This window comes from Streptomyces longhuiensis (assembly GCF_020616555.1).
Taxonomy (GTDB): domain Bacteria; phylum Actinomycetota; class Actinomycetes; order Streptomycetales; family Streptomycetaceae; genus Streptomyces; species Streptomyces longhuiensis.
In genome coordinates, this window is the sequence record NZ_CP085173.1 from 8,873,399 (window position 1) to 8,887,336 (window position 13,938).

Annotated in this window: 14 protein-coding genes; 10 read left to right on the forward strand and 4 right to left on the reverse strand. The window is 70.9% G+C overall.

From position 1 onward, the window contains the following. Nucleotides 1-226 precede the first annotated feature (226 nt). The 4 genes from LGI35_RS40340 (at nt 227) to LGI35_RS40355 (ending at nt 4,636) form a co-directional block, all read left to right on the forward strand. A complete protein-coding gene (locus tag LGI35_RS40340) occupies nt 227-790 on the forward strand; it encodes a winged helix-turn-helix domain-containing protein (RefSeq protein ID WP_227299384.1) in 564 nt (187 codons plus the stop codon). Nucleotides 791-913: 123 nt separating this feature from the next. Beyond that, complete coding sequence (locus LGI35_RS40345; RefSeq protein ID WP_227299385.1) at nt 914-1,762, forward strand: oxidoreductase; 849 nt, start codon at nt 914-916, stop codon at nt 1,760-1,762. Between the two features lie 273 nt (nt 1,763-2,035). Continuing rightward, a complete protein-coding gene (locus LGI35_RS40350; RefSeq protein ID WP_227299386.1) occupies nt 2,036-4,036 on the forward strand; it encodes a hypothetical protein in 2,001 nt (666 codons plus the stop codon). A gap of 96 nt (nt 4,037-4,132) precedes the next feature. Beyond that, nucleotides 4,133-4,636, forward strand: a complete 504-nt coding sequence (locus tag LGI35_RS40355) for a GNAT family N-acetyltransferase (RefSeq protein WP_227299387.1) — start codon at nt 4,133-4,135, stop codon at nt 4,634-4,636. Nucleotides 4,637-4,863: 227 nt separating this feature from the next. On the opposite strand, the gene LGI35_RS40360 is transcribed toward LGI35_RS40355, so the two are convergent. Beyond that, nucleotides 4,864-5,751: an alpha/beta fold hydrolase gene (locus tag LGI35_RS40360; RefSeq protein WP_227299388.1), complete on the reverse strand. Its 888-nt coding sequence runs from the start codon at nt 5,749-5,751 to the stop codon at nt 4,864-4,866. Nucleotides 5,752-5,836: 85 nt separating this feature from the next. Between LGI35_RS40360 and LGI35_RS40365 the strand changes: the two genes are divergently transcribed. Further along, nucleotides 5,837-6,424, forward strand: coding sequence for a CGNR zinc finger domain-containing protein (locus LGI35_RS40365; protein ID WP_227299389.1), 588 nt, complete (start codon nt 5,837-5,839; stop codon nt 6,422-6,424). 181 nt (nt 6,425-6,605) lie between these two features. Here LGI35_RS40365 and LGI35_RS40370 read toward each other — a convergent pair whose 3' ends face one another. Then, nucleotides 6,606-7,073 carry a nuclear transport factor 2 family protein gene (locus LGI35_RS40370; RefSeq protein ID WP_227299390.1) on the reverse strand — a complete coding sequence of 156 codons (468 nt, stop codon included), beginning with the start codon at nt 7,071-7,073 and terminating at the stop codon, nt 6,606-6,608. A 147-nt stretch (nt 7,074-7,220) separates the two neighbouring features. Here LGI35_RS40370 and LGI35_RS40375 point away from each other — a divergent pair, with 147 nt between their 5' ends. From LGI35_RS40375 to LGI35_RS40385, 3 genes are all read left to right on the forward strand, one after another. Beyond that, the gene (locus LGI35_RS40375) at nt 7,221-7,658 is read left to right on the forward strand and encodes a nitroreductase/quinone reductase family protein (RefSeq protein ID WP_227299391.1); all 438 of its coding nucleotides are present in this window, start codon (nt 7,221-7,223) and stop codon (nt 7,656-7,658) included. Nucleotides 7,659-7,744: 86 nt separating this feature from the next. Beyond that, on the forward strand, nt 7,745-8,281 hold the full coding sequence (locus tag LGI35_RS40380) for an NUDIX hydrolase family protein (RefSeq protein ID WP_116505047.1): 537 nt from the start codon (nt 7,745-7,747) through the stop codon (nt 8,279-8,281). A 142-nt stretch (nt 8,282-8,423) separates the two neighbouring features. Continuing rightward, nucleotides 8,424-8,777 (forward strand): DUF1330 domain-containing protein, encoded by a 354-nt coding sequence (locus LGI35_RS40385; RefSeq protein WP_227299392.1) that lies wholly within the window; start codon nt 8,424-8,426, stop codon nt 8,775-8,777. A gap of 24 nt (nt 8,778-8,801) precedes the next feature. On the opposite strand, the gene LGI35_RS40390 is transcribed toward LGI35_RS40385, so the two are convergent. Further along, nucleotides 8,802-9,311 (reverse strand): hypothetical protein, encoded by a 510-nt coding sequence (locus tag LGI35_RS40390; protein WP_227299393.1) that lies wholly within the window; start codon nt 9,309-9,311, stop codon nt 8,802-8,804. A 142-nt stretch (nt 9,312-9,453) separates the two neighbouring features. Here LGI35_RS40390 and LGI35_RS40395 point away from each other — a divergent pair, with 142 nt between their 5' ends. Then, complete coding sequence (locus LGI35_RS40395) at nt 9,454-9,885, forward strand: PPOX class F420-dependent oxidoreductase (protein WP_227299394.1); 432 nt, start codon at nt 9,454-9,456, stop codon at nt 9,883-9,885. A gap of 106 nt (nt 9,886-9,991) precedes the next feature. Beyond that, nucleotides 9,992-12,784, forward strand: a complete 2,793-nt coding sequence (locus LGI35_RS40400) for a SpoIIE family protein phosphatase (RefSeq protein ID WP_376570057.1) — start codon at nt 9,992-9,994, stop codon at nt 12,782-12,784. Between the two features lie 56 nt (nt 12,785-12,840). Here the strand turns inward: LGI35_RS40400 and LGI35_RS40405 are convergent, their stop codons facing one another. Next, complete coding sequence (locus LGI35_RS40405; RefSeq protein WP_227299396.1) at nt 12,841-13,938, reverse strand: DUF6183 family protein; 1,098 nt, start codon at nt 13,936-13,938, stop codon at nt 12,841-12,843.

Sequence of the window (13,938 nt, forward strand, 5' to 3'; positions counted from 1 at the left end):
CGACCGCGTCACGCTGCTCCGCTGGGCACGGGCGGGGCCGCCTCGCCGACGCCCATCTACGACGCGCTCGTGCACCAATGGCGCGCCCTTCAGCGGGAGGTCCCGCGGCCGCCCAACGCACGGCAGGGCTGGGTGCGCGTCGACCCACAGGACCTGTTCCACCGCGGTTGAGCCAGTCCCACAAGAACCATTGCACAAGAACTCTTGTGCAAGTAGTCTCGCCCGTATGGCCCCTCCGATCACCGATTCCCGGGTGCTGGCCGCCATGGCCCACCCGGTGCGCCGCCGCCTGCTCGACCTGCTGAAGCTCGACGGCCCTTCCACCGCCAGCGCGCTGTCGCAGGCGACGGGCGAAGCCGTCGGCAATGTGAGTCACCACCTGAAGGCGTTGGCCGCCGCGGGGCTGATCGAGGAGGCCCCCGAACTCGCCCGCGACCGTCGCGAACGCTGGTGGCGGAGGACCACGCCGAAACTCCTGTGGTCCTCCGTCGACTTCGCCGACGACGCGGCGGGGGAGGCCGTGGCGAACGCCGCCGAGTCCCTCAACCTCGAACGGCAGGTCGACCAGGTGCGCCGCTGGGCCGATCAGCCCCAGTCCGAACAGCAGCGCTGGCCGCTCGGCCCCTTCGTCGCCGAGGCGTGGCTGCGGATGACCGATGCCGAACTCGCCCAGTTCAAGGACGAGATCGTGGAAGTCATGGACAGATGGGCCGACCGGGAGCTTCCCGACGACGGCCAGAAGCGGGAAACCGTCTTCACCTTCGCCCGTGGGGTGCCGGGCCGCCCATAGCCCGCACCCCCACCCGCACCGCATCCGCGAACAGCGCACCTGGCACGAACGAGCCCTACGGCACACGCATACGTCACACGCACACGTCACTCGCAGTCAGTCACGCACACGAAAGCAGGAGACATGTCTGTTTGGTTCATCACCGGCGCCTCGCGCGGTCTGGGTGCGGAGATCGTGCGGGAGGCGCTGGCGCGAGGCCATGAGGTCGTCGCCACCGCACGCGACGCCGAAGCCGTGCGCCGCGCGTTCCCGGACGCGTCCGACGCCCTGCTCGCCGTCGACCTGGACGTCACCGAGGCGGCGACGGCGCGGGCCGCGGTCGATGCCGCACTCGCGCGCTTCGGCCGCATCGACGTCCTGGTCAACAACGCGGGGCGCGGCCTCCTCGGGGCGGTGGAAGAGGTCTCGGACGAGGCCGTGCGTGCCGCGTTCGACATCAACGTCTTCGGGGTGCTCAGCACGCTGCGGGCCGTACTGCCCACGCTCCGGGCCCAGCGGTCGGGCCACGTGATCAACATCGGCTCGGTCGGCGGTTTCGCCACCGCTCCGGGCGTCGGCCTGTACGGCGCGACGAAGTTCGCCGTCGAAGGCATCACCGAGGCGCTGCACGGCGAGCTCGCCCCTCTGGGCGTCCACGTCACCGTCGTCGAGCCCGGCGGCTTCCGTACCGACTTCCTCGACGCGTCGAGCCTCTACACCGAACCCCACGTGATCGACGACTACGCGCCCACGGCAGGCGCCACCCGCAAGGCCCTCGCGGACGTCAACCACCGTCAGCCCGGAGACCCCGCCAAGGCGGCAGCCGCCGTCGTCGGCCTCGCCGAGACCCCCGAACCCCCGCTCCGCCTCCAGCTCGGCGCCGACGCCGTGGCCCGGGTCGAGGCCAAGCTCGACCTCGTGGCCCGCGAGCTCGACCGGCACCGCAGCCTGGCCATGTCCACGGACCTGGCGCCGTCGGACCACCCGGCATGACGTAGGGGTGGACCCGCCGACCACCGGACCTCCAACTCGCGGACGCCCATTTTTCGAACTCCACATTCTCAGGACTCCACGGCGGATCTGCTTGAATCTGCTCGAAAGTTCCATTGACCGAGCAATTTCAAGCAGATAGCTTTCCCTCGTCCTCAGATCGTCAGTTCCTCGCGTCAGCTCCCCCGGTCACGTCCCGGAGCCGCGCGGGTGGACAGGGCGGGCGCGGCCGGCGGAACCACCGGCCGCGCCCGCCCTCGTACAAGGAGAGTCCCGTTGCCGGCGCGCTACCACCTGCGATTCCAGCTTCCTCCCCGCAAGGACCCGGCCGAGGCGGCCGCGCACGCCACCGCCCTGGCCCGGGCCTGCCAGGAGGCCGGGGTCGACGAAGTCGTTCTCCTGCTCGCCGCCGAGGAGGTGTTCGACGGCTACCTCGCCGGCGAGGCCGAAGACCGCTGGTACGAGACCACGGCCACCGTCAGCGACATCCTGCGCGACGCCGGACTCGACGTCAGCCTCAACCCCTGGGTGACGACCGGCCACGCGGACCGCGGCCGCAAGGACGCACACGGCTTCCTGCCGATGGTCTCGCCCACCGGCAGGACGGCCGCCGCGCAGGCCTCGTTCACCTGCCCCAGCTGGCGCGAGTGGCTGTACGCCCACTACGGACGCTTCGCCGGACTCGGCTTCCGCGTGCTGTGGTTGGAGGACGACTTCCGCTACCACAACCACGCCCCGCTGGACTGGGGCGGCGGCTTCGAGACCCCTGTCCTGGACCGGCTGGCCGATCTCGTCGGCCGCCCCGTGGGCCGCGACGAGGTCGTGCGGGTGATCACCGAACCCGGCCCGCCGCACCCGTGGCGCGCCCTCCTCCAACAGGTCTGGCGCACCGTTCAGACGGAGTTGGCCGAGCGGCTGAGCGAGGTCGTCGAGGAGCGTTCGTCGGGGCGGTCCCGGCTCGGGCTGATGAGCTCGCTGCCCGATGTCCACTCCGTCGAGGGCCGCGACTGGCCGGCGCTGTTCCAGGCCCTGGCCGTGCGGGGCCGCGCCACGCACCGACCGCACTTCGCCCCGTACAGCGACAGTGCCCCGCGCTCTCTCAGCGGCCAGATGTGGCTCCTGGAGTCCCAGCGCGCGCTGCGGCCCGCCTGGGTCGAGTCCGAGCCGGAGATCGAGAACTGGCCGCACACCACCTGGTCGAAGTCGGACGTGCAGACCTGGTCCGAGATGACCACGGCCCAACTGTCCGGCGCGGACGCGCTGTTCCTCAACGTGCACCCCATGCAGGCCGGCCGCCCCGACCGCTTCCCCGGCACCGCTCAGCTGCTGCGCCGCTCACGCCCGGCCCTCGACTGGATCGCGGGACGCCACACCAAGGAGGCCCGGACACTCGGGGTCGGGCTGCCGTACCGGCAGGACGCCGCGGCCCACGTCCGCACCCGGAACGGCACTCTGGACGAGCTGCGCACCGGCCCGCGCGGGGCAGCCGACTTCCTGCTGCGCTACGGCATCCCGGTGACCGCCTCAAAGGCTCCCGTGCAGGCTGTCTTCGGCGCGCTGGCCTGGGCGTTCGACGACGACGAGATCCGGGAGATGCTGACGGGCGGACTGCTGCTCGACGGAGTCGCGGCCGACGTGCTGACGCGGCGCGGATTCGGCGATCTCCTCGGCGTCCAGGTCGCCGAGGTCGTCGACCGTGAGGACGCGCAGACGGGGGACCCCTTCAGTTTCGAACAGATCACCCACCACCCCGACCCCGACCTCGTCGGCACGCTGCTGAGCGTCAACACGCAGCCCGCACTGGCCCGCCTGCGCCCGTGCTCGGAAGCCGTCGTGTGGACGCACATCCTCACACCGGGCGAGGACGTGTGGGGCGCCGGAAGCTGCGGATACGTCAATGAGCTCGGCGGGCGCGTCGCCGTACTCGCCGCCACCGACCCCGCCGACCTGCCCCGCGACGACTTCGGGCAGTGCGTCATCCATGCCGTCATCCGGTTCCTGGAGGGACAGACCCCGACGCTGCCGCTGGTCAGCGGCGGACCGCACTTGATCCCGCACTTGTCGCACCAGGACGGGGTGACACGACTCGCCACGGCCAACGGCAGCTTCGACCCCGCCCTGCCCCACGTGGACATCCCCACGCCGCCCGACGCGGTGTCGTCGATCCGCCTCGACCCGCTGAAATCCCCGGAACCGGCGAGCGTGCTCCACGGAAAGGAAGGCATCACGGCCGAGACGGAACTGCCGCATCGCGCTTGGCTGATGCTGGCCTGGTGAACCGCCGGGCCGGACGTCGCCTCACTGAGGGCCGCCCGGCCCTCATGGCGCCGAAATTCACTTGATCCGCGTTCCTCGGGCGCAGAGGGTGCAGGCATGACGACGGAGCTTCGCCTGGAGGCGATCACCCCGGCCAACCTCGAGACCGCGACAGCCCTCGAGGTCCGGCCGGACCAGCACCACTTGGTCGCCCCCGTGGTGAAGTCCCTCGCCGAGGCCTACGTGCATCCCGGAGTGGCCTGGCCCCGGCTGATCGTGGACGGCGACCGGGCCGTCGGCTTCCTCATGGCCTTCTTCGACATCGACTTCGCCGGGGACGGTACGGGCGACGACGTGCGCTCCGGACTCTGGCGGCTGAACATCGCTGCCCAAGAACAGGGGCGGGGGTACGGCCGCTTCGCGGTCGAGTCCGTCGCGGACGAGATCCGGCGCCGCGGCGGAACCCGTCTCACGGTCACATGGCACCCCGGCGCGAGTGGCCCGGAAGGGTTCTACCTGGGGCTCGGGTTCCGGCCGACCGGCGAGACGAGCGGTGATCAGACGGTCGGAGAGCTGGACCTGGCTCGGCAGCCCGCGCCCGGACGGTCCCGGACGGCGTAACTCAGGGCGCCGGGCGGGTGTCCTGTGCGTACGGTCGGCGGTGGGCGCCCTGACCGGACGGCGCACCCGGGCGGCCTCGCGGTCCACTTCGCACGTACCGCGAGGCCGCCCATCATCACGTCGGGCGGGGGATGGGCCCTTCTTTTCAACAGCCCCCGGAAGGCAGGGATTTGGGCGACCGCAGGGCCTCGTACGCGCTCCGGACGGAGAGGCCCGTCCACGGAGGATCAGGCGCGGTCCAGGAAGTCGGCGATCAGAGGGGCGATCTGCGGCAGGTGGTCCTCCAAAGCGAAGTGACCCGTCTCGAAGAGGTGCAGCTCCGCGTCCGGGACGTCGCGCAGATAGGCGCGGGCCCCCGGCTCGGGGAAGAAGGGGTCGTTGACGCCCCAGGTGATCAGCGTCGGCGGCCGGTGCTCGCGCAGCCACTTCTGCCAGGCCGGATAGGCGGCGACGTTGCTCTTGTAGTCGTAGGCCAGGGCGAGTTGGGCCTGCTTGCGGCCGGGCAGGTCCAGGAAGTGCTGGTCCAGCAGCCAGCCCTCGGGGGCGACCAGTGAGGGATCTGAGGTGCCGCCCTCGTACTGGGAGCGGGTGGCCTCTTCGGTGAACAGGCCCATGATGGTCCGCTCCGCCCCGGGAGTGTCCGGGGTGAGCGCGGTGAAGTCACGCGCCGCGTCCGACAGGCCTTCGGCGTAGGCATTGCCGTTCTGCACGATCAGGCCGGTGATCCGCTCCGGGTGACGCAGCGCGAGTCGGAACCCGACGGGCGCGCCGAAGTCGAAGAGGTACAGGGCGAACCGGGTCAGGCCCAGGCGTTCGGCGAAGCCTTCGGTGACGGCCGCGAGCCGGTCGAAGCTGTACGCGAACCCGTCGGGCGCCGATGTGTGACCGAAGCCGGGGTAGTCGGGCGCGATGAGACGGTAGCGCGCGCCCAGGGCGTCGATCAGGCGCCGGAACTGGTGTGAGGCGGACGGAAAGCCGTGCAGCAGGAGCAGCACGGGGGCGTCGGCGCGCTCCGGAAGGGACTCCCGGTAGAAGACCTCGACGCCGTCGACGTCGATGCGCCGGTGGGCGGTTCGGGCGGGAAGGGCGACGCGGGGTGCGGTCCGGGACTCCATGTCACATGCCTCCGATGCGAGAAGATGCATTAGTTATAGCGACCGCGCTTCTAACGCGTCAATGGCGGGATGTAGCATTAGGTGCATGAGTGACGGTGAACCGCTGACCGGCGAACCCCTGGCCCTGGACCTCGTCAACACCCGACCGACGGGGCCTGACGGCCGCCCCGCCGACCTGCTCGACACGCCCCGACGCCTGGCTGCCTGGCTGGACCTCGAAGCGGGCCGACTCCCCGGGGACTTCGGCCGCACCACCCCGACCGCGGACGACCTCGCCGCCGTCCACGCCGTGCGCGCCCACATCGAGGCCACCCTCCGCGCGGTGACCGACGGAAACGCACCGCCCGCCTCGGCCCTGCGTGCGCTGACCGAGGCGCAGCGCCTCGCGCCTGCCGTGCGCGAACTGGCCTGGGACGGAGTCGCCGTGACGGCAGTCGCCCGCCGGACCGGACCGCTGGGTGTCCGGCTCGCCGCCCACCTGGCGGAATCCGCCGCCGAACTCCTCACCGACCCCGGGATCGGCAAGGTCAGGCAGTGCGAGGCCGAGGACTGTGTGCTGCTGTTCCTGCCGGCCCACCCCCGCCGCCGCTGGTGCTCGGCCGCCCGCTGCGGCAACCGCGCCCGCGTGGCCCGCTACTACCATCGCCACAAGTCGAACACCGTGAACGGCTAGGCGGAGATGGGGAGTTGAACGCTAGCTCTTCGTGGCCGCACGTGTCCGTCCGTTCGCGAGGCGTGCTTCCGATCAAGTCCGGAGTCTGTGAAACTTGAACAGTCACGCTCGTCGTGGCAGCCCCCGCCGTCCCATCCCCGTGACGGCGGGGTGCTACGCCGTCACGTCGGGCGAAGCGAGTTCACAGACCGAGATCGGTCAGGCCCGGGTGGTCGTCGGGGCGGCGGCCGAGAGGCCAGTGGTACTTGCGCTCGGACTCCTCGATCGGCAGGTCGTTGATGCTCGCGTGGCGCGTGCTCATCAGGCCGTCGTCGTCGAACTCCCAGTTCTCGTTGCCGTACGAACGGAACCAGTGGCCGGAGTCGTCATGCCATTCGTAGGCGAAGCGAACCGCGATGCGGTGGCCGTCGAAGGCCCACAGTTCCTTGATGAGGCGGTAGTCCAGCTCGCGGTTCCACTTGCGCGACAGGAACTCCACGATCGCTTCCCGGCCGGTGATGAACTCGGCGCGATTGCGCCAGCGTGAGTCCTCGCTGTACGCCAGGGCCACCTTCTGCGGAGAGCGGCTGTTCCAGCCGTCCTCGGCTAGGCGCACCTTCTCGATCGCGGTCTCGCGGGTGAAGGGAGGGAGAGGTGGGCGTGTGGACATGGCTACCTGCCTTCGAATGGTCAACTGGGGCCGTTCTACAGGAGACCGTAGGCTTCGGGCGCGTGCGCCACCAGCGACGCGTTCGCGTGGGACACGTTCGAGCAGGACGAGATCGAGCAGGGCATGTCGGAAGAAGAGGAGGGGCACATGGCGAAGTCGTACCGTGTCGGACCCGGGACACGCGCGGTCAACCGGGTGTTCCTGACCATGACCCGGCTGGGGATCGGCAAGGGCTACCGCCACATCCTGACCGTGAACGGCAGGAAGTCGGGCCGCCCGTACTCCACCCCGGTCGACGTGATGTCGGCGGCCGGCGAGCGCTGGCTCGTCGCCGCTTACGGGGTCAGTAACTGGGTACGCAACGCGCGCGTCGCCGGCGAGGTCGGCCTGAGCCGCGGCGGCCGCTCCGGGAAATGGCGCGTGATCGAACTCGGCCCGGAGGAGAGCGTCCCCGTACTGCGCCAGTACCTGCGGGAAGTACCGGTCACCCGGGCCTACTTCGACGTCACACCCGATTCGGCCGACGAGGAGTTCGCCGCCGAGGCGCCACGGCACCCGGTGTTCCGTCTGGTGCCGTTTGCCTGAATTCGCGTACGACCGTCCCTCCCCGATCGGGGTGTTGCCGGGAGCGGCGTGCGTGACGCGGCAGACGGTGAAAGTACGATCGCCCAATGTCTGATACGACCGAGACCACGCCCGGCTGGCTCACCTCCGACGATCTCGAGCTGGCGCGCGCACGCATGCCGATCCTGTACGTCGAGGCCGTACCGGTGCGAGTCGACAACAATGGTGAAGTCACCCACATCGGACTGCTGTTGCGCATCGGGCGGGACGGGACGGTCAGCCGCTCCTTCGTCTCCGGCCGGGTGCTGCACCACGAACGCGTCCGCGACGCGCTGCTGCGTCATCTGGAGAAGGACCTCGGCCCGGTCGCCCTGCCACGCGTACCGGCGTCCCTGCAGCCTTTCACTGTCGCCGAGTACTTCCCGACGCTCGGCGTCACGCCGTTCCACGACCCGCGCCAGCATGCCGTGTCCCTCGCGTACATCGTCCCCGTGACGGGTGACTGCCGGCCTCGGCAGGACGCGCTCGACCTGGTCTGGTTCACCCCGGAGGAGGCTTCGTCGCAGGTGGTCCAGAACGAGATGCCGGGTGGACACGGCGTCCTGCTGAAGCAGGCCCTCGCGTACGTGGGGGCCCTTTCCTGAGCATGGGACGGGTGGGTGGCCGGCGAAGGCTGTGATGCCCCGCCGGCAACTACCTCAGAGGTAATCGACCCCTCGAACGCCCGCGGGCTACGTTCAGGTCCTCGTCTCCGCACCGCGAGGACCTGAACGAGGGAGCCCGACCGTGTCCGCCTATGGCTTCGCGCATCTTCGCAGCCGCCAGCATCACGCCGACATCATCGAGTACCTGGAGCGCATCCAGGCGACGCTCGACCCCTTCGAGGGCCGCTTCGTCATCCACGGCCCGCCCGCGGAAGTGGTCGAGGGGAGCTGGCCCGGCAGCATGGTGCTGATCGAGTTCCCCGGCCTCGCCGAGGCGCGTGCCTGGTACAACTCGCCCGCGTACCAGGATATTCTGCGGCTGCGGACCGACCACATCGAGGGGGATCTGGTGCTGATCGAGGGCGTCGGACCCGACTACGACCCGACCGAGCGGGCCGCGAAGCTGCGTGCGGAGGCGGGGCGCTCGGGCGTGTAGCCGGCGCCGGAGCGCGTCCGACCCTCAGGGCGCCGTCGAGGTCGGGGAGGCGTCTGTCCGGGACTTCGAGCGGGCGCCGTCGCACACGAGGTTGACGATGATCGTGACGGGAGTCGTGGGGGACGCCGCCGTGGTGGGCGGGAGGCTCGCTGCCGCCGTCCAGGTGCCCTTGCGCAGGGTGAGTGACGCGCCGCCCCAGTGCGGACCGTTCTTCCAGCCGTGGTCGGAACGGGCGCGGGCGAAGCCGGCCTTCAGGGCCGCGCCGGCCTTCGCCGACTCCCCCCGGCCCGTCAGCCGCTCGGTGCACTCGATCACGATCTGATCCTGCGGCGCCCGATCGAGCGTGACGCCCTCCGCCGCCAGCGCGGACGTCAGCTCGCGCACCGCGGTGTCCGCCGACAGGCGCGGTTCCGCGGATCGTGGCGGGAGCGGGCCCTTGTCGTCGATGAGGCGGGTGCAGCCCGTCGCGGCCGCTGTCGCGGCCACCGCCATGAGCAGTGCCACGATGTGCGTCGTCACCTGACGGCGTCGCATGATCCCGTCCATCCCCTCGAAGCCCCCAACGGCAGCCCAGTCTCCCATCCGCGAGCTGCGGGCCTGCGAGGGCCCGGTCCCGCTGTGCGGTGGGCGTGTGTCCCAGGGAATAGAGGTATCGGATCGGGACTTGGTTCTGTATATGACCGACACTTCGTTCAACCCGCGCACGCTCCTCGCCCAGAGCCGACTCGGTGTTCTCGCCACGATCAAGTCGGACGGCCTGCCTCAGCTTTCCCCCGTCATGCCCTTCTACGACGAAGAGGCCGGCCTGCTTCACGTCTCGATGACCGAGGGGCGGGCGAAGACGGCGAATCTGCGCCGCGACCCGCGCGCCGCTCTGGAGGTCACCAGCGCCGACGGCCGGTCATGGGCCACGGCCGAGGGCCCGGTGACGCTCGTCGGACCGGGAACCGACCCGAACGGCCCCGAGGTCGAGGCCCTCGTCAACTATTACCGCGCCGCCTCCGGTGAGCATCCCGACTGGGACGAGTACCGGTCGGTGATGGTGTCGGACCGCAGGGTGCTCATGACGATGACAGTCAAGCGCGTGTACGGGTCCCAGGCGGGCTGACTCGTGCCGGGTCACGCCTCGTGAGCGAACTCGTCACTGTCGCTGCCCTCTGTGAGTCCCCGGCCGGCGCTTCGCCCCTGATTACGCACAGTGTTACAAAGGGGATATGACGCAGTCCCTCGGGCGGCCTGTCGCCCGACAGGAGGGCGCAGTTTCCGGGGAGCCACGGCCCTCCTGGGGACAGAGCCTCCGCTCCCTCGTCAGCGTGCACAGCGTCGCAGGCCAGGTGTTTCTGCTGCAGCTGACACTGACCGTGCTGCTCGTCGTCGCGGCCGGCACGGCACTCGTGCTCCAGGCCAGGGACTCCGCCATGAAGGAGGCCGCTCACCGCTCGGTCGCGACCGCCGAGGCGTTCGCCCACTCGCCGGGCACGCTGGCCGCCATGAAGTCCGCCGACCCCGGCGCCGTGCTCCAGCCCGCCTCGGAGGCGACCCGCAAGGCAACGGGTGTCGACTACGTCGTGACGTTCAGCCCGAAGGGCATTCGCTGGTCCCACCCCGATCCGCATCTGATCGGCAAGCATGTGATCGGCTCGTTCGCGCCCGCGCTCGCCGGCCGTACGGTCACCAGCACCTTCAAGACCTCCGTCGGCCCCGCCGTGAACACGACCGTCCCGGTCAAGGACACCGACGGCTCCGTCGTCGGCCTCGTGGGCGTCGGGATCACCGTGGGACACGTGAACGCCGGGGTGTCGGACAGAGTGCCCTTGCTCGTGGGGTCGGCCGTGGGCGCGCTACTCGTCGTGACGGCAGGTTCGGTCCTCGTGAGCAAGAGAGTGCGGCGCCAGACCCACGGCCTGGACCCCGCCCAGCTCTCGCGCATGTACGAGCACCATGACGCGGTCCTGCACGCCGTGAAGGAAGGCGTGCTCATCACCAGCGGGGACGGCCACCTGCTGCTCGCCAACGACGAGGCGAAACGGCTCCTCGGACTGCCCCCGGGCGCGGAAGGCCGAGCCGTCGCGGAGCTCGGCCTCCCCCCGCACATGGCCGAACTCCTCGTCACCGAGCGTGTCGTGACCGACGAGGTGCACCGCGCGGGCGACCGCCTGCTCGCGGTGAACGTGCGGTCGACCGCCCTGTTCGGCGGGCCCGCCGGCAACGCGGTGACCCTGCGGGACTCCACCGAGCTGCGGGCCCTCGCGGGCAGGGCACAGGCGGCCAGGGAACGCCTGCAACTCCTGTACGACGCAGGCGTGCGCATCGGCACGACCCTGGACGTCGTACGCACCGCGGAGGAGCTGGCCCAGGTCGCCGTCCCCCGCTTCGCCGACGTCGTCAGCGTCGAACTCCTGGACGGCGTCATGCGGGGCGGCGAGCCCAGCGAAGACACCGCCGAAATGCGCCGCACGGCGGTCATGGGCGTCGAGCGCGAGGACGTGTTCTACCCGGTCGGCGAACTGATCCGGTTCGTCCCCTCGACGCCGATGGCGAGGTCCATGAGCACCGGCCGCGCGGTACTCGAGGCCGATCTGGGAGCGGTGGGTGCCTGGCGCATGCAGGACCCCGAGCGGGCCCGACGGATTCTTGAGTACGGCACCCGTTCACTGATCAGCGTGCCTCTGAGCGCACGCGGCGTCGTCCTCGGCCTCGCGAACTTCTGGCGGATGGAGAGCACCGGGACCTTCGAGTCGGAGGACCTGTCGACCGCCGAGGAGCTGGCGGCACGCGCCGCCGTGGCGATCGACAACGCCCGCCGCTTCACCCGCGAACACGCCATGGCCGTCACCCTGCAACGCAGCCTGCTGCCCGGCTCGCTCCCCGAGCAGTGCGCGCTCCAGGTCGCCCACCGGTACCTGCCCGCCGAGGCGGGGGCCGGCGGCGACTGGTTCGACCTCATCCCGCTGCCCGGCGCCCGCGTCGCCCTCGTCGTCGGCGACGTCGTCGGGCACGGCGTACGTGCGGCGGCCACGATGGGGCAGCTGCGCACCGCCGTGCACAACTTCTCGTCCCTCGACCTGGCCCCCGACGAACTCCTGAGCCACCTCGACGATCAGGTCGCCCGCATCGACGCCGACGTGGCACGCGAGGGCGAGGGCGAGGGCGACGGCGCGGTCATCGTCGGGGCGACCTGCCTGTACGCGATCTACGACGCGGTCACCGGACACGTGACGATCGCTTCGTCCGGCCACCCCGGACCGGCGGTGGTCCTCCCCGACGGCACCGTCACCTTCCTCGACGTACCCGTGTCCCCGCCGCTCGGGCTCGGCGACAGCCTGCCGATGGAGACCCTCGAACTGCTCCTGCCCGAAGGGTCCCAACTCGTGCTGTACACGGACGGTTTGATCGAGGACCGCCACCGCGACTTCGACACGGGCATCGAGATGCTGCGCGCCGCCCTCTCCCACGGCGCGGACCGCACACCGCAGGAGACCTGCACGGAGGTCCTCGGCGCGGTGATGCCGGAACGGCCCGACGACGACGTCGCGCTGATGGTGGCGCGCACCCGGCGCCTCGACCCCGGCCGAGTCGCCGAATGGGAGGTGCCTTCCGACCCGGCGGCCGTAGCCCCCGTACGCTCCGCGTGCCTGCGTCAGCTCGAAACGTGGGGCCTGGACGGGATCGCGTTCACCACCGAGCTCGTCCTCAGCGAGCTCATCACCAACGCCATCCGCTACGGCACCCAGCCCGTCAAGGTCCGCCTGCTGTACGACCGCAACCTCATCTGCGAGGTCTCCGACGGCAGCAGCACCGCACCCCATCTGCGCCGGGCTGCCACCACCGACGAGGGCGGACGAGGTCTGTTCCTCGTGGCCCACTACGCCGAACGCTGGGGTACGCGCTATTCGCCGCGCGGCAAGGTGATCTGGGCCGAGCTGTCCCCGCACGCCGGAGAGCCGGAAGCCGCACCGGACGTCGGCGACGACTTCCTGGACCAGTGGGTCGAACCGGAGATCTGACAAGGTGCCGCGCCCGGCGTCACGCCCTGGTGGCGCCTGGTCGGTCGGTGTCCGTATCAGTCGGTGTCCGTCGCGGCGAGGACGGCGAGCCGGCGACGGTCGGGCGAGAGCGCGGCGATGCCGAAGTCGGCGCAGGCGTCGTTGTGGAACCACTCCGCGTCGGCCTCGAAGTGGAACCACGTGCTCTGGCTCGCGTGGCGTTCGACGTCCTCGGCACTCGCGCCCTCGGCGGTACCGCTGAGGCCCGCCAGCGAACGCCAGGTCCAGAGCCGTCCGTAGGCACCGTGCACACCCTCGCCGTACATGCCGCCCATCGACGCCGTGGCGAACAGCAGCCGCCAGATCTCGTCCACCGGGCGGGCCGCGATCTCGAAGCGCGCCGTGGGGCCGAGCCCGTCGACGCAGGGCATGGGAAGGGTCGGGAGGAGAGCCGGCACCTGCTCCGGCGCGATGGCCTCGTCGAGGCGGAAGACCCACGCCCCGTGGTCACCCCACTCCCCGGCCTCCGGGGCGGCGACGATGCTCGTGTGCACGGCCGTGGTGGCGACGTCCTGAAGGGCGGAACGCCGGGACGTGCGTGGTGTGGGCGGATCCATCCGGCGCTCGGTCGGCAGGCCCGACCCGCCACCTCTCGCGGAGCCGCGCAGTGAGCGGCTCGGGAAGTCGACGGCGGACTCCATGTCGCGGAGCTGATCCGGCAGCCACGCGAGGGCGGACCAGCCCGGCCGGACGATCGTCCAGGTGCGCAGCGGCCGGAAGTCGTCGATGTCCACGCCGCGAAGGATCAACTCGTGGAAGAGACAGCCCCGCAGCTCGTCGAGGCGGTCCGTGCGGGGACGGTCGAACACGACGGCCGCCAGGTCGGCGGGCTCATGGTGCTCGGCGAGGAGCGAGGCGACGAAGCGGGGGTGGAGGCCGGTCGACGCCTGCTTCTCGTCGAGGAGCCGGAGCAACTGCGACAGGCTGTCACGTCCGCGGGTGAGAGCAAGTACGCGTACGACATGGGCCACGTGGCGTCCGTACTCCCGCGCCTGCTCGGCGGCGGCCTCGCGCCGGTCGGCGAGCCGCGCCCCCAACTCCCGCAGATACGAAGTGTCACCGCGCGCCGCGCGCGCCTCGACCTGATCCCAGTCGAGCGGGACGAGGTCATCCAT

What these genes read in the sequence shown, in the direction of transcription:
- LGI35_RS40340 (WP_227299384.1), top strand. Translation starts at nt 227, where the DNA reads ATGGCCCCTCCGATCACCGATTCCCGGGTGCTGGCCGCCATGGCCCAC.
- LGI35_RS40345 (WP_227299385.1), top strand. Translation starts at nt 914, where the DNA reads ATGTCTGTTTGGTTCATCACCGGCGCCTCGCGCGGTCTGGGTGCGGAG.
- LGI35_RS40355 (WP_227299387.1), top strand. Translation starts at nt 4,133, where the DNA reads ATGACGACGGAGCTTCGCCTGGAGGCGATCACCCCGGCCAACCTCGAG.
- LGI35_RS40360 (WP_227299388.1), bottom strand. Translation starts at nt 5,751, where the DNA reads ATGGAGTCCCGGACCGCACCCCGCGTCGCCCTTCCCGCCCGAACCGCC.
- LGI35_RS40365 (WP_227299389.1), top strand. Translation starts at nt 5,837, where the DNA reads ATGAGTGACGGTGAACCGCTGACCGGCGAACCCCTGGCCCTGGACCTC.
- LGI35_RS40370 (WP_227299390.1), bottom strand. Translation starts at nt 7,073, where the DNA reads ATGTCCACACGCCCACCTCTCCCTCCCTTCACCCGCGAGACCGCGATC.
- LGI35_RS40375 (WP_227299391.1), top strand. Translation starts at nt 7,221, where the DNA reads ATGGCGAAGTCGTACCGTGTCGGACCCGGGACACGCGCGGTCAACCGG.
- LGI35_RS40380 (WP_116505047.1), top strand. Translation starts at nt 7,745, where the DNA reads ATGTCTGATACGACCGAGACCACGCCCGGCTGGCTCACCTCCGACGAT.
- LGI35_RS40390 (WP_227299393.1), bottom strand. Translation starts at nt 9,311, where the DNA reads ATGCGACGCCGTCAGGTGACGACGCACATCGTGGCACTGCTCATGGCG.
- LGI35_RS40395 (WP_227299394.1), top strand. Translation starts at nt 9,454, where the DNA reads ATGACCGACACTTCGTTCAACCCGCGCACGCTCCTCGCCCAGAGCCGA.
- LGI35_RS40400 (WP_376570057.1), top strand. Translation starts at nt 9,992, where the DNA reads ATGACGCAGTCCCTCGGGCGGCCTGTCGCCCGACAGGAGGGCGCAGTT.
- LGI35_RS40405 (WP_227299396.1), bottom strand. Translation starts at nt 13,938, where the DNA reads ATGGATGACCTCGTCCCGCTCGACTGGGATCAGGTCGAGGCGCGCGCG.